Source organism: Actinomyces respiraculi, assembly GCF_014595995.2.
In the GTDB taxonomy this organism is placed as follows: Bacteria; Actinomycetota; Actinomycetes; order Actinomycetales; family Actinomycetaceae; genus Actinomyces; species Actinomyces respiraculi.
The window spans coordinates 2,867,060-2,882,152 of sequence record NZ_CP063989.1 but is presented as its reverse complement, the minus strand read 5'-3'; the positions used below and the strand labels follow the sequence as shown (position 1 = coordinate 2,882,152).

Sequence of the window (15,093 nt, the reverse complement as noted above, 5' to 3'; positions counted from 1 at the left end):
ATTATCTCCGCCGTGAGGACAAGCTCGCTATCGTCGCGGGCTCACGCCTGGAGGATATGGACTGGGAGGATCTCACCCCAACGAGACCGGTGACTGGATCAATCAGCGCGACCCCAGGTACGCCACCTGGCAGCCGCTCGGCGGCAAGGGCGTGGCCGCTGGGGTGTTTCGGATGGGGAGCAACGGGCTGAAGATCAATCATGACGCGCAGGTCTCCTCCTACTCCCTTCTCCAGCTGTCGCAGCGCGTCTCCGCCATGGTGGACTACTACAACGAACAGGCGCAGGCCGGTGTCGAGCCGGAGTTCCTCAACCCCCCCTGTTCTCCTGGAACCGGGTGGACAAGGCGAACGTTAGAAAGCATCGCACCTACCGGTCCGATGCGGGGCGCCTGTACACCTCGGTCTACCGCCCCTTCGTCAAGCATGGCTGCTTCGACTGGCAGCTCAACGACATGATGTGCCGGCTCTACGAGTGCTTTCCCACGCCGGCGCACGACAACCTGGGGTTCTACCTGACCGGCGTCAGCTCGCGTCACGACTTCAGCGCACTGTTGGTGGACTCGGTGCCGAACCTGCATCCGCTGGATACCGGCCAGTTCTTCCCGCGGTGGACGTGGGAGAAGGTCTGGGGCCGTCACGCCGCCGAGGACGACGGCTTCAACCTCGACGCGCTCAGCGAGCCGCCGGGCGAGGCGGGTTCCGCCGTCGGACGCGAGGGCGAAGTCATCGGCGACCACCGGCGTGTGGACAACATGACAGACGCCACACTCAACGCCTACCGCGCCGCCTACGGGCCCGAGACTGGGAAGGCCGACGTCTTCTACTACGTCTACGGCTTCCTCCACCACCCGGAGTATCGCGCCCGCCACGGCGCCGACCTCAAGAAATCCCTGCCCCGTATTCCGCTGGTGTCCACCCGTGAGGACTTCACCGCCCTGGCCACGGCCGGGCGCGCCGTAGCGGACCTGCACCTCGACTACGAGGAGGTCGAGCCTTGGCCGCTGACCCTCGCCGTGAACGGGATCTAGGTGTCCTGGGCGGAGCGGGCCGGCCTCGACCCCTCCCGCCTGCGGGTGGAGAAGATGCGCTACGCCACGACCCGCGAGGACGGCACGAAGGTCGATGACAAGAGCGCCATCGTCTACAACGAGCACATCACGATCTCCGGCATCCCGGAGCAGGCGCAGGACTACCTGGTCGGCTCATGCAGTGCCCTGGACTGGCTCCTCGACCGCTACCAGATCAAGTTTGACAAGGCTTCCGGCATCGTCAACGACCCCAATGACTGGATGGACGAGGGGGCTGGCGTGGAGCCGGGAGCCCCCGCCCAGCCGCTCAACCTCCTCGACCTCATCGCCCGCGTCACCACGGTGTCAGTCCGCACCCACCAGATCGTCCATGACCTGTCACCCCTGACCATTCGGGACTGAGCGACGAGGCGCGGCCCGGGCGGCCTCGTCGCGGTGCGAGGCCGGTAGGACGGCTCAGACCAGACGCACCCGGCTGCGCTGCTGAGCAGCGTATTGGTTGCGCAACCGAATGAGGCCCGCGTGGACCTCGTCATGGATTGTCGATGAGGTCGTCGCCGCCGTCTCGATCGACACCACCAGAGCGTAGCGGATACGTCCGATGTCACCGCTCTTCTGCCCATCCCTCATGCAGTCCACATGGATCGGGAAGGTGGCGCCGTCGTCGAAGTTCATCGAGCGACCTCCGTCGATGACCTCGTGCTGCAGACTCCCGCGACGTACGGCGTGATGGTCGGCATCCACACGGTCCCCGCCGGCCAACTTCGTGTCAGGTGTGTCGAAGTAGACCTTGGCCGCCCGATAGGTCTGAAGACCATGTGTCGTTGGCGCCCAGTAGGCGAGAGTAATGACGAACCGGCGCCACTCGGCCTTGCTGCGGATCGACAAGGGGAGCGGCAGCTCGTACGTGTGACGCTCATCAATGCCGATCTCATTGCCAGCAACGACGACCGCCCGGTTGACCGCGCCCCGAGCGACGTCAGGGTCGAGTCGGCCGTAGCCGAACAGGGCGGTCCGCGCCCCACGGGACGACTGTGGGGCGAGCTCCTTGCCCCAGTCACCCCAGGAGCAGGAATGGGCGAGCAGCGCCCGAACGAGAAGCGGGTGAAACAGGGCGTCGGGGAAGGCTCTCACTCCTTCGCCTGGACCCGCCTCAAGGATGTCGAAGAGCGAGCTGGCCTCGCGGGTCACGAGTGCCGCGGCGTGACTGGTGCCGCAGTCGAAGGTTGTCCGGTTGGTCCGTCCTCCGTCTGAGGGTGCGGCAACCTGCACACCTGGACCCGTCCGGCCAGTCCGAGCAACCTCCAGATCAACCGTGCCACCCGATGACGACGGCGTGCCATCCGATACCGGCAGCGGCCTGGCGAAGAGGAGACGTCCACCAACGTGGTACAGGTCCGGCTTGACCGAGCGACTGACGCCGGGACCCGTTGCTGAGTACAGCGCAGGTGCGCCGGGCGCGGTGAGGTCCCAAGCGGTTGCGGACTCGGGTGGAGCGGGCGCAGCGTCGGCGTGGACCGCGCCAACAGTCAACGCGTTCATGGAGTCCCCTGGCGGCAGGATGCTTCGGAGAATCCCGGTACCGTGAACCGCCTGCTCCGCCGCTGACCTGGCGCGGATCGTATCCGTCGCCGCATCCCGGGGAAGCGGGATCGGGGTGTCGTAGTTTCCCGCACTGACGATGAACAGGACGTTGAACTCAAGGGCGAGCCAGTCCAGCAGCCGCCCAGCGGGACTCATTCTTCGCACGAGAGGACGGGCACGGTCACCGATAGACAGGTTGATGAGACGTACGCTCGGGGCCCATGCCTGCCGCCCTGACTCACCTATGAAGAGCCTTCTTACGGCACGGTGAAGAAGGTCGACGAAGAGGGTGTCGGGCAGGACGCTCTCAGTGGGCTGCCCGGACGCTGTGTCCTGCGCGCGCATGATCGGTCGCACGTAGACCGGGCGGTCCAGCGGTTCTCCTGGGTCGGAAAGATCCCCGTGGATGATGAGGGACGCCATCGCTGTTCCGTGGGAGCGAGCAGCGATCTGGTAGCCGCCCGTCACGTCGTCGGCGTCGTCGACAATTAACCTGCCTGCCAAGGCGTCGTGGTTCTGGAAGGGAAGACCGTCAAGCAGCGCGATCCGTGGCTTGAGATCACTAGGTCCCTCGGCAGGGAATGAAGCGGATCCGGTCTCCGAGGGCAGAGGTGAGGAGATGCTCATCGGCCTGAACGGGCTGACGAACATGACGTTCTCCGCCGTGAGAAGCCGGATCGCCTGAGGGCCTTGACTCACGACGTCCTCAACCTGCTTGCGGGGGAGCGCCGCGAGAAGGGCGTGATAGCCGATCTCCTCGATCCGAGCCCGGCTGACGAGCCTCCCACCGCAGTCATCCAGAATCTGTGTGATGGTGCGTTCGGCGTCAACCCGCCGCCCGCGGTCATGGTGGTACCACAGCTCGATCTCCACCCGCACGGGACTGCTGTCGGACTGGCTGATCATCGCAATGGTCTCACGCCAGTGGTCGAGGAGACCGGTCTCTCGTACGCGGTCCTCAGGACCCCAACGGCGCAGATCCACCAGCTGAGCGAAGACCGCCTTGAACCTGCCGAGACCGCGCTCGAATGTCGTCGTAGGGTCCTCTTGCCATCGCTTGAAGAGGCTGAGCATCTGGTCGATGGCCGTGGCGTTCGACATCACCAGGTAGAGCGAGTGCGGCACCGTCTTATTAGTGCGGCCTTTCTTGCCCTCCGTCATGTAGAAGTCATCGTCCGGCTCGGTGTCGTCGGCGACCATCTCGGCGAGGAACTCAAGACCCTCCACCTTCGTGACGGCCTTGTGAAAGTCGCGAACGGATCCGGCGAGGTCAAGGACGACGACGAGGGACGGGTCCATCGCGGTCGGCGTGCCGACCCCACTCGTCACGCGCTGAGCGTTGAAGGCATCAACGAGCTCCGCGAACTTGGGGCCCAGTCGTTCGCCCTGCCGCTGACCTCCAGGACCTGAGGCCCTGGGCAACAGACGTCGCGGCTGCTTGGGGCGACCGGCCTCAGGCGCCTGTGGTGGGTTGAAGGCCAGGAGCGGCCGCGTCCGGGCGGTCACGACCGTACCGAGCCCTGCCAGTGCTCAAGGCGCTCTTTTGCGATCCGGCGCATGTCGGCGCCGGGCATCTCAAGAATCGCTCGGCGTCGGACATCCAAGGCGAACTCCTCGAGCTCCGCGTAGCTCGCACCGGCGAGCCGTTCAGCGAGTGTGCGAGGAGCGTAGCCGAGGTCACCGCCGAAGCGGCCCGCTAGCCGCTCCAGGAACCTCGTCGCCTGTGACCGTGACGGTGGCAGCAGTTCGGTGCGCACCTGGAATCGTCTCCACGCCGCCCGGTCGAGGAGCTCGCTGTGGTTGGTCGCGCCCACGAGGACGACGTGCGGGGGCAGGCGGTCGATCTGGAGGAGCAGGGTCGACACGACCCGCTTGATCTCCCCCGTCTCATGCTCGTCGGCGCGTTCCTTGGCAATGGTGTCGAGCTCGTCGAAGAAGAGCACACAGCGGCGGGTTCGAACGAACTCGAAAGCACTGTCCAGGCGGGCCGCGGTCTCGCCGAGGAAGCTGGAGACCACGCCCTCGTAGCGGATGACATAGAGCGGGAGCATGAGCTCGGCGGCGATGGCCTCGGCCACGCTCGTCTTACCGTTGCCGGGCGGGCCCGCCAGCAGGAGCCGATGCCGGGGGTCGATGCCGTAGCTGCGCAACAGGTCTGCCCGCTGCTGCTCCTCGATGAGCTCGGCAATGACACGGTGAGGCACTGGTGCGAGCTCCAGCTCCTCCAGGCGCCGCCGCGCCGCGACCTCGTGAATGAGATCGCGGACCGATGCTGTGTAGTCGTCGCGAGGCAGCCCCTGCCCCGTCGTCATGATGATCTCAGAGAGGCGGTCCGCAAGCAGATGGTGCTGATTCGCCCGCTCCTCGGCAATGAGACCCTCGACGACGATCCGGAAGCGGTCCCGGTCCCCGCGACGTTCGGCCTCGACGAGATCGAGGAGAAGATCTGCTCGTGCCACGGGCCTTGCCTCCTCATGCCCCGCCGGGCTCTGGCGGGCTGTCAGCTACTGTCGAGACTGCCGGCGTTCGGTCTCAAGCCAGCGTTTTGACCATCGTAGCGCGCCCCTCTGACTCTCACGCCAGGCTCGGCCCGGTAGGCCGGCCGCCCTCAGGCTGGGACACCGCGACGCCCGCGCCCCGGCCCCGGCTACCCTGCCCCCATGCGCGTGCACAACTTCTCCGCCGGTCCCGCCCAGCTCCCCCTGCCCGTCCTCGAGCGGGCCGCCTCCGAGCTCACCGACTGGCGGTCCTCCGGCATGAGCGTCCTCGAGGTCTCCCACCGCGGCAAGGACTTCACCGCCTGCGCCGCCGACGCCGAGGCCACCATCCGCCGCCTGACCGGCGCGAGCGACGACTACGCCGTCCTCTTCCTCGCCGGCGGCGCCACCGGCCAGTTCTCCGCCATCCCCGGCAATCTCACCGAGCGCGGGGACACCGCCGCCTTCCTCAACACCGGCCAGTGGTCCGCCAAGGCCATCAAGGAGGCCCAGCGCCAGGGGGTGGACGCCGTCGTCGTCGCCGACGAGGCCGACTCCTCCTACACCACCACCCCCGACGCCGGTTCCTTCACCGTCCCCGAGGGTGCCCGCTACCTCTACTACTGCGCCAACGAGACCATCGGCGGCGTCGCCATGCCCTACGTGCCCACCGCCGAGGCCGCCGGCGTGCCGATCGTCGCCGACGTCTCCTCCATGTACCTCTCGCGCCCCGTCGACGTCGACGCCTTCGGCGTCATCTTCGGCGGCGCCCAGAAGAACCTCGGCCCGGCCGGCATGGACATCTCCCTCATCCGCAAGGACCTGCTGGGCCGCGCCCGCGCCGACGTCCCCGCCATCTGGGACTGGAAGGTCATGGCCGAGGCCGACTCGATGCTCAACACCCCACCCACCTTCTCCATCTACCTGCTGGGCCTCATCCTGCACTGGATCGAGGACTCCGGCGGCCTGGCGGCCATGGCCGAGCGCAACGACGCCAAGGCGCAGCGTCTCTACGACGCCATCGACACCTCGGACTTCTACTCCAACCCCGTGGAGAAGCGCTCGCGCTCGGCGATGAACATCCCCTTCACCCTCGCCGACCCCTCCCTCGACACCGCCTTCCTCGCCGGCGCCGAGGACGCCGGACTGACGAACCTCAAGGGCCACCGGTCCGTCGGCGGCATGAGGGCCTCCCTCTACAACGCCATGACCGACGACGGCGTGAGCGCCCTCATCGACTACATGGCCGAGTTCGAGCGCACCCGCGCCTGAGCAGCGTCACCGACATCACGACCCGCGGCACCGACAGTAAGGACCCCACCCGTGACCAAGCAGTTCCGCGTCAAGACCCTCAACGCCATCTCGGGCTCGGGCCTGACCCGCTTCCCCGCTGAGATCTACGAGGTCGGCGAGTCCGTCACCTCCCCGGACGCCCTCCTCGTGCGCTCCGCCAAGCTGCACGACACCCCGATCCCGGACACCGTCCTGGCCATCGCCCGCGCCGGTGCCGGCACGAACAACATCCCCGTCGCCGCCATGACCGAGCGCGGCGTCCCAGTCTTCAACACCCCGGGCGCCAACGCCAACGCCGTCAAGGAGCTCGTCCTGGCCGGCCTGTTCATCGCCTCGCGCAACCTCATCCCGGCGGCCCGCTTCGCCCACGAGCTCGAGGGCGACGACGCCGCCATTTCCAAGGCCGTCGAGGCGGGCAAGAAGCAGTTCGTCGGCTTCGAGCTGCCCGGCAAGACCCTCGGCGTCATCGGCCTGGGGGCCATCGGCGTCCAGGTCGCCAACGCCGCCCTGGGACTGGGCCTCAAGGTCATCGGCTTCGACCCGGCCATCAGCGTGGACCACGCCTGGAACCTGTCGTCGGAGGTCGAGCGCGCCCGCACCATCGAGGACGTTTTCCGGCAGGCGGACATCCTGACCGTCCACGTGCCCCTCATTGAGGCGACCCGGGGCCTCGTGTCCACCCAGCACCTGGCGATGATGAAGCACTCCGCCGTCATCCTGAACTTCGCCCGTGCCGAGATCGTTGACGAGGCCGCCGTCGTCTCCGCCCTCGACCAGGGATACCTGCGCGGCTACGTCTGCGACTTCCCGTCGACGGCGGTGCACAAGCACCCCCGGTGCATCTCCCTGCCGCACCTGGGTGCCTCGACGAAGGAGGCGGAGCGCAACTGCGCGGTCATGGCCGTCGACGAGCTGCGCGGCTTCCTCGAGGACGGGCAGGTGCGCAACTCGGTCAACTTCCCCGAGGCCGTCATGGAGCGTGAGTCGGGCACGCACCGCCTCGTCATCGTCAACCGCAACGTGCCGAACATGGTCGGTCAGGTCTCGACCATCGTCGCGCAGGCCGGCCTCAACATCGCCAACCTCCTCAACCGCTCGCGCGGTGAGATCGCGGTGACGCTCGCCGACATCGACGGTGAGGTGGCCGGCCGCGTCCTGGAGCAGCTGACCGCCATCGAGGGCGTCATCTCCGCGCGGGCCATCCCGTCGAAGGCCTGAGGCCGCCTCGCCCTGCCCCTTCCCTGCGGCACCCTCGCTGACCTACCATCTAGTAAATACTAGATAGGCGGCAAGGGTGCCGCAGGAGGTCAAGGATGACAGGGCACACGCAGCGTCTCATATTCGGAGCCGCCTACTACGACGAATACACCCCCGCCTCCGCGGGCCCCGACCGCCTCGAGCGCGACATGCAGATGATGGTCGACGCCGGCTTCACCACCATCCGCATCGCCGAGTTCACCTGGGGCACCTGGAACCCCGCCCCCGGCATCTTCGACTGGCACCACATCGACCGCGCCATCGACGCCGCCGCCGCCCATAGCCTCGACGTCATCATCGGCACCCCCACCGCCGCCGTACCCACCTGGCTCGCCGCCCGCCACCCCGAGATCATGGGCGTATCCGCCTCCGGCCAACCCAACCAGTACGGCCCCCGCCAGAACATGGACATCACGGCCCCCGCCTACCGCTACTACGGCGAGCAGGCCATCCGCGCCCTCGTCGAGCACACCGCGCCGCGAGCCAACGTCGTCGGCTTCCAGCTCGACAACGAGACCAAGTACTACGACGCCTACAACCCCGACATCCAACGCGCCTTCATCGACTGGCTCAAAGCCCGCTTCAACGGCGACCTCGACGCCCTCAACGCCGCCTACGGCCTGAACTACTGGGCCAACCGCGTGGGCGCCTGGGAGGAGTTCCCGGACGTGAGCGCCACGATCAACGGCTCGCTCGGTGCCGCCTTCGATGAGTTCCGCCGCAGCCTCGTCACCGACTTCCTCGCCTGGCAGCGCGCCATCGTCGACGACTACCGCCGCGAGGACCAGTTCGTCACCCACAACTTCGACTACGAGTGGCGCGGGCACTCCTTCGGCATCCAAGGCGCCGTCGACCACTTCACAGCCGCCGACGCCCTGACCCTGGCCGGCGTCGACATCTACCACCCCGGTGAGGACCGGCTCACCGGCAAGGAGATCGCCTTCGGCGGCGACATCAGCCGCTGCCTCAAAGACGGCGCCCCCTACCTCGTCCTTGAGACCCAGGCCCAGGGCCAGATGGGCTGGCTGCCCTACCCCGGCCAGCTGCGCCTGCAGGGCTACTCCCACCTGGCCAGCGGCGCCTTGGGCCTCATGTACTGGCACTGGGGCTCCACCCACAACGCCTTCGAGACCTACTGGAAGGGCCTGCTCTCCCAGGACTACTCGCCCAACCCCACCTACCGCGAGGCCTGCGTCCTCGGCCAGGAGATGCGCGAGCACGCCGCCAGCCTGAGCCTGACCAAGACCAACAGGATCGCCATCATGGTCTCCAACGAGGCCTACACCGCCCTGGAGTGGTTCTCCATCGCCAGCGGCTTCCCCCGCACGTACGCCGGTGGCGGGGTCAACTACAACGACGTCTTCCGCTGGGTCTACGACGCCCTCTTCGATCTCAACCTCGAGGCCGACGTCGTGCCCGCCGACACCCCCCTGGAGCGGCTGGAGCGCTACGACGCCCTCATCACCCCCGCGCTGTACGCGGCCCCGCAGACCACCATCGACACCCTGCGCGCCTACACCACCGGCGGCGGCCACCTCGTGACCACCTTCCGCACCGCCGTCGCCGACGAGAACGTCCAGGTGTGGGCGGACCGCCAGCCCCACGGCCTGTCCGGCCTCCTGGGACTGGGCACCGACCAGTTCACCACGCCCGACGGCGTGCGTCTGGCCCCGGTCGGCGCCCTCGCCGAGCGCCTGGGCCAGGGGACGGACCTGGGCCTGAGCCACGTCCTTGAGCTCCTCACCCCCGTCGAGGCCCCCGAGGCCGGATCCGACGTCGAGGTCCTGGCCACCTACGACCACCACGCCTGGTCCGGTCCCGCCATCGCCACCCGCAGCGTCGGGGCCGGCACCATCACCCACCTGGGCGCCTGGGCCTCAGCCGAGGTCCTGCGCGCCGTCCTCGCCCTCGTGGCCGAGCGGGCCGGCGTGACCGACTGGGCCGGCGACCTCGCCGGCACCATCACCGTGCGCAAGGGCGTCAACGCCGTCGACAACCCCCTGGCCTACCTCCTCAACTACTCCAAGGACGACGTCGAGCTCACCCTCCCGGTGTCCGGCACCGACGTCCTGGGCACCACCGGCCAGGCGGGCAGCGCGCTCGCGGCCGGCCAGACGGTCACCGTCCCCGCCTGGGGCGTCCTCGTCCTCGAAGGCACCCGGGCCTGAGGGCCGCGCCCGTGAGTGACGGGGTGTGCCCTCGCTCGTCCTCGAAGGCACCCGGGCCTGAGCCCTTCTGTCCGACGGCGGTGCGCCCGGCCCGTGCACCGCCGTCGGACCACCACCCACACACCACCCGAGCACCGCAACGACGCACCACACAGGAGCCCCCCATGACCGCCACCCCCACCTGGATCGTCACCACCGAGACCTCCCCCTGGCAGAAGCAGGAGGCAGTCACCGTCCGCGACATGGACGTCTTCCCCAAGGCCCTGCTCCAGACGGAGTCGCCGCTGCAGGAGGTCGACGGCTTCGGCGTGTGCTTCAACGAGCTCGGCTGGATGAGCCTGTCGCGCCTGACCGAGGCCGAGCGCGCCGAGATCATGACGGAGATCTTCTCCCCCGAGGGCGCCAACGCCCACGTATGCCGCATGCCCGTGGGCGCCAACGACTTCTCCGTCGACTGGTACTCCTACGACGAGACCCCCGGTGACCTTGAGCTCAGGGACTTCTCCATCGAGCACGATGAGGCCACCCTCGTGCCCTTCATCAAGGCCGCCCAGGCCGTGCGGCCGGACCTCAGGCTGTGGGCCTCCCCGTGGTGCCCGCCCACCTGGATGAAGACCAACCACCACTACGCCTGCGCCGTGCCCTCCCCCATGGCCCAGCAGACCAGGTACGACAACGGCCTGACCCCCGAGCGCGCCATCGCCGAGGGCACGGACGGCTTCATTCTCGATGACGCCCACCTGGACGCCTACGCCCGCTACTTCGGCAAGTTCATCGACGCCTACGCCGAGCGCGGCATCGACATCTCCATGGTGATGCCGCAGAACGAGTTCAACTCCGACCAGGTCTTCCCCTCCTGCACCTGGACCCCGGCGGGCCTGGCCCGGTTCCTGCGACACCTCGTGCCCCAGATGGAGGCGCGCGGCGTCGAGGTCTTCCTCGGCACCATGGAGCGCGCCAACGAGCGCCTGGTCGAGGAGGTCCTGGCAGACGAGGAGATCGGCGGACGCATCGGCGGCGTCGGCTTCCAGTGGGCCGGCAAGGGCGCGGTCGCCAAGATCCACTGGCACCACCCCGAGCTCAAGATCTACCAGTCCGAGCAGGAGTGCGGCGACGGCGCAAACGACTGGCGCTACGCCCGCTACGCCTGGTCCATGATGCGCCACTACTTCCGTCACGGGGCCAACGTCTATGACTACTGGAACCTCTCGCTCGACGAGGGCGGCGTCTCACGCTGGGGCTGGAGCCAGAACTCCTTCGTCACCGTCAACCCGGAGGCGGGCACGTACCGGTTCAACCACGAGTACTACGTCTTCAAGCACCTGTCCCACTTCGTGCAGCGCGGCGCGCGCTTCGTTGAGACCCTGTCCTACACCGGCTACGAGAACATCCTGTCCTTCCTCAACCCCGACGGCTCAGTGGTCATCGCCGCCCAGAACGACATGTCGGTGCCCATGCCGATCTCCTTCGCCGCCAGGGGCAAGATCATTGAGGCGACCCTGCCCGCGGACTCCTTCTCCACCATCGCTCTCCCCGCCGAGTTGCTCGCCTGAGGCCCCTCGCCTGGGGCTGCTCAGCCGGTCGGCGGCCCCAGGGTCAGGTAGCCCGGCAGCACCGTGTCCTGCTCGGCGTTGGCGAAGCGCAGCGCCACCCCGCCCTCCAGCGGGTTGACGACCCGCAGCAGCAGGTTCGTCGTTCCCGACGGCGGGGCCACGGTCCCCGACCAGATAGAGGTCTGCCCCGGCAGGAGCGTGCGCAGGTCCCCCTCGAGCACCGTCCTGGCCAGCACCTGGCCGCCGCCGTCCAACGCGACGGCCTCCAGGTCCCAGTCGTAGGAGAAGGGGGCGACGCCGGTGTTGGTCACCTCGACGTCCAGCGTCGAGGTCTCCGCCTCGTAGCGCCAGCGCGGGACGGTGAACGTGTAGCCCATCTGCGCGTTGAGGGCGCGGGCGCGCTCGCGGGCGCGCCCGGTCAGGCCCGGGTCGAAGACCTCCTCGGCCAGCAGCCAGGTGGCGTGCGTCAGCCCGACCGCTTCGGTGAGGTCCTGGGCCGCCAGCCCCGTTGCCTGCTCGCAGCGCCCGGGGCCGTCAAAGATGCAGGACTGAAGCGGCGGGTAGATCTCACCGCCCATGGGGCGCCGACGCCAGGCCTCGGTCGCCGCCGGCCCCTGGGCGCTCATGAGGCTCCAGAAGTGCCAGTCGAGCTCGGGCAGGGTCGCATAGCCGAAGGAGTCGTCGTGGTAGCCCAGGTCGTGGGCAGTGCTCAGGGCCGTGGGGTAGCGCACCTGGGTGGGGGTGGTGTCGAAGGCCTCGTCCCAGACCTGCAGCAGCAGGGCCTGATGGGCCTCGGACGGCATCCAGTCCTCGCCCGTCGGGTTGTCCGCCGACACCTCCCCGTCGAAAGGCCAGGTGTGCCCCTCCCCCCAGAAGCCCACAAGACCCTGGGTGATGAAGCCCAGCCGTGAGTCGCCGTCGTAAGCGGCCCCGAAGGCACGCACGAGACCGGTGAGCATGTCCATGACCCGCGGGTCGTCGTAATCGGGACTGACGGAGGTGCCGACGGCGCCGGGCCCGTTGCCGTGCACCGTGTACGGGCGGGTCTCGACCCCCTGGTCGAGCAGGTAGCCGGGCAGCCCGCTGGGCCGCCCCGGGAAGTCGAGGTAGAGGCGCAGCACCACCTGGTGGCCGCGGGAGGCAACGGCCTCCAGCCGCTCCTCCAGGGCGCCCCAGTCATGGGCGCCGGGACCAGTCACGACGGCGGAGACCGGCAGGTACACCCACTCCATCGTCACCTCCACGGCCGCATCGGACCAGGCGGGGGCCTGCGCGGGGTCCTCGGGTGCGTAGGGCAGCATCCCCTTGAGCGGGTTGGCAACTGGTGCGGGCGCCCGGGTCATCCGGGTCCACGCGGACTCCGGCGCGCAGGCCGTCAGCGCAAGCGGCGCCGTGGCCAGGAGCGCCAGCGCGGGCAGCACCGCGAGCAGGGCCAGCAGCCCGGCGGTCCGGGCGTGGCGTCGGGGACGCGCAGCCACTCGCATACGCGGGACTATAGGCGCGGTGCCTGACGCCCGCACCGGCCGCCTCCCGGCCTTACCGGGATCAGCCAGCAGCGCCTCAGCGGTAGCCGTCCCAGACGGGCGAGGGGAAGAGGACCGCCTCCCACACCGCCCACAAGGCCGCCAAGGACACGGCGGGACGGCGGAAGAAACGCGTCTGTGCGCCGTCCATCGCCTGGATCGCGAGCTCCACCAGTGGCCGCATGCTCGCCCAGCCGCCGTCGGCCTCAACCTCGGGGGGCAGGCGCCACGTGAACTGCGAGTAGTAGTCCCACACGGCGTCGGGACGGTCGATGAAACGCTCATAGGCCGGGTGGTCGGGGTCGTTGGCGCACTCGGCGCCGAGCGTCATGTACAGGCCCATGAGCGCGGGCCGGGCCTCGTTGTAGGCCACGAGGTAGCGCAAGTAGGCGGGCAGGCTCATGCCATCGGGGTGCGTGGCCGCGGGGTCACCGGAGTCGATGAAGTCCTGCGGGGTGCCCTGGCGGTCGTAGCGCTCCGACAGCAGGAGGGTGAGCAGCCCGTCCTTCGTGCCGATGTAGTGCAGCAGCCCCGCCTGGGTGATGCCGACGGCGTCGGCCACCTCCTGCAGGGCCAGGCCGTTGAAACCCTTGCGGGCGACGAGCTCGGTGGCGGCCTCAACGATCTGCTCGCGCCGCGCCTCAGCGGTGAGACGGACGCGCTTGGCGGTCGTGGGGCTCATGACGGGGATCCTAGCCGCGGGGGTGCCGTGCGCCCGGTGGGGCCGGCTTGGGGACCGGATTGGGGACCGGCTCGCCTGGGCGTCGCCGGGTGCGAGAGGCTGGGCCCATGCGCCTGACCGACGACCTCACGGACCTCGCCACCGTCCGGGCCTTCCGCACGCTGCTGGGTGTGCGTCTGGTCGCCCAGACCGGTGACGGTATGGTCCAGGCCGGTCTGGCCACCCTGTTCTTCTTCCAGCCCCAGAACATGACGACGGCGACCGGGGTCGCCTCCGCCCTCGTCGTCATGCTCCTGCCCTTCAGCCTTGTTGGCCCCTTCACCGGCCCCTTCATCGACCGGTGGCGCCGCCGCCAGACCCTGCTGTGGGGCAACCTGCTGCGCGCCGGACTCATCGCACTCACCGCGCTTGTCCTCCACCACGTCGGTGTCGGGGCGGCCGTCTATGTGCTCGTCCTGCTGGCCCTGGGCGTCAACCGCTTCTTGCTGTCCGTGCTCTCCGCCGGACTGCCGCAGGTCATCGACCACCGGCGCCTGCTCGTCGCCAACTCCCTCGTGCCCACCCTGGGTGGTGCGGCGACGGCGACCGGTGCGCTCATCGGCCTTGCCCTGCGCCTGCTGCTTCCGGCCGGGACCGTCCAGGACACCGCGAGCCTGGTGAGCGCCGTCGTCCTTTACGTGCTCGCGGCCGCAGTTGTCACCCGCCTGGGCCGCGACGAGCTCGGGCCCGTCCGCCCCACGGTCGAGGGCACGGCCCGGGCGCTGGCCGCCACCGTCGGCGAGCTCACCGACGCCGTGCGCTACCTGCGCCGACGCGGCACCCCCGCTCTGGCCCTGACCACCATGGCGCTGCACCGCTTCGTCTACGGCATGCAGCTCATCACCATGATTCTCACCGCCCGCAACCTTATGGCCGCCCCCGAGGACGCGGACCGGGGCCTGGCCCTCTTCGGTGTGTTCATGGGCGCCATGATTGCCGGGCACGGCCTGTCCATTGTGCTCACCCCCCTGGCACACGAGAGGCTCGCCCCCTCCACCTGGATCGTCATGTGCCTGCTGGGCGGGAGCCTGGGCCAGCTCGCGCTTGTCGTCTCCCACGCCCAGCCGGTGATGACGGTGGGGATCTTCGTCTTCGGTGTCGGCGTCCAGGGCGCGAAGATCGCCGTCGACACCATCGTCCAGTCGGACACCGCCGACGCCTACCGCGGGCGTGCCTTCTCCATCTACGACGTCCTGTTCAACACCGCCGAGTGCATCGCGGCGGGCGTGGCCGTGCTGGTGCTGCCCGACGTCGGCTGGTCGCGCCCCGTCCAGGTGCTCCTCGTGGTCTTTGTCTGGTGCGTGGCCACCTGGTACCTGCGCGGCGTGCGCCGACTGGGCGACCGGCCGCGCGAGGTGGCAGACGACGGGGCGGGCGAGCGCGCGGCGGTGGACCTGCCGCCAGCCTGAGCCGGCCCCGCCGCACGCCGCGCAGTGGGGCCGGTCCGGCCGGGTCAGAGCGTGTTGACCCAGGCGACCGGAGCAGGCA

At 69.0% G+C, this 15,093-nt stretch carries 9 protein-coding genes and 1 pseudogene; 6 read left to right on the top strand and 4 right to left on the bottom strand.

All coding sequences use genetic code 11. The features are described from left to right. Positions 1 to 318 precede the first annotated feature (318 nt). A pseudogene (locus tag ID810_RS12585) lies at positions 319 to 1,431 on the top strand (type ISP restriction/modification enzyme). A gap of 54 nt (positions 1,432 to 1,485) precedes the next feature. Here the strand turns inward: ID810_RS12585 and ID810_RS12075 are convergent. Together ID810_RS12075 and ID810_RS12070 are read right to left on the bottom strand one after the other, a co-directional pair. After that, positions 1,486 to 3,942 carry a S8 family peptidase gene (locus ID810_RS12075; RefSeq protein ID WP_196781508.1) on the bottom strand — a complete coding sequence of 819 codons (2,457 nt, stop codon included), beginning with the start codon at positions 3,940 to 3,942 and terminating at the stop codon, positions 1,486 to 1,488. A gap of 173 nt (positions 3,943 to 4,115) precedes the next feature. Next, complete coding sequence (locus ID810_RS12070; protein WP_166858081.1) at positions 4,116 to 5,072, bottom strand: AAA family ATPase; 957 nt, start codon at positions 5,070 to 5,072, stop codon at positions 4,116 to 4,118. Between the two features lie 201 nt (positions 5,073 to 5,273). Here ID810_RS12070 and serC point away from each other — a divergent pair, with 201 nt between their 5' ends. From serC to ID810_RS12050, 4 genes are all read left to right on the top strand, one after another. After that, the gene (serC, locus tag ID810_RS12065) at positions 5,274 to 6,362 is read left to right on the top strand and encodes a 3-phosphoserine/phosphohydroxythreonine transaminase (RefSeq protein WP_166858084.1); all 1,089 of its coding nucleotides are present in this window, start codon (positions 5,274 to 5,276) and stop codon (positions 6,360 to 6,362) included. Positions 6,363 to 6,413: 51 nt separating this feature from the next. Further along, complete coding sequence (locus ID810_RS12060; RefSeq protein ID WP_166858086.1) at positions 6,414 to 7,601, top strand: phosphoglycerate dehydrogenase; 1,188 nt, start codon at positions 6,414 to 6,416, stop codon at positions 7,599 to 7,601. Between the two features lie 95 nt (positions 7,602 to 7,696). Continuing rightward, complete coding sequence (locus ID810_RS12055) at positions 7,697 to 9,808, top strand: beta-galactosidase (RefSeq protein WP_166858088.1); 2,112 nt, start codon at positions 7,697 to 7,699, stop codon at positions 9,806 to 9,808. Between the two features lie 164 nt (positions 9,809 to 9,972). Then, positions 9,973 to 11,361 (top strand): glycoside hydrolase family 30 protein, encoded by a 1,389-nt coding sequence (locus ID810_RS12050; RefSeq protein WP_166858090.1) that lies wholly within the window; start codon positions 9,973 to 9,975, stop codon positions 11,359 to 11,361. A 20-nt stretch (positions 11,362 to 11,381) separates the two neighbouring features. Here the strand turns inward: ID810_RS12050 and ID810_RS12045 are convergent, their stop codons facing one another. Further along, positions 11,382 to 12,845 carry a DUF4832 domain-containing protein gene (locus ID810_RS12045; RefSeq protein ID WP_166858092.1) on the bottom strand — a complete coding sequence of 488 codons (1,464 nt, stop codon included), beginning with the start codon at positions 12,843 to 12,845 and terminating at the stop codon, positions 11,382 to 11,384. 76 nt (positions 12,846 to 12,921) lie between these two features. Beyond that, positions 12,922 to 13,566 (bottom strand): TetR/AcrR family transcriptional regulator, encoded by a 645-nt coding sequence (locus ID810_RS12040; RefSeq protein ID WP_166858094.1) that lies wholly within the window; start codon positions 13,564 to 13,566, stop codon positions 12,922 to 12,924. A gap of 107 nt (positions 13,567 to 13,673) precedes the next feature. Here ID810_RS12040 and ID810_RS12035 point away from each other — a divergent pair, with 107 nt between their 5' ends. Beyond that, entirely contained in the window at positions 13,674 to 15,014 is a 1,341-nt protein-coding gene (locus tag ID810_RS12035; RefSeq protein WP_166858096.1) for an MFS transporter, read from the top strand. Positions 15,015 to 15,093 lie beyond the last annotated feature (79 nt).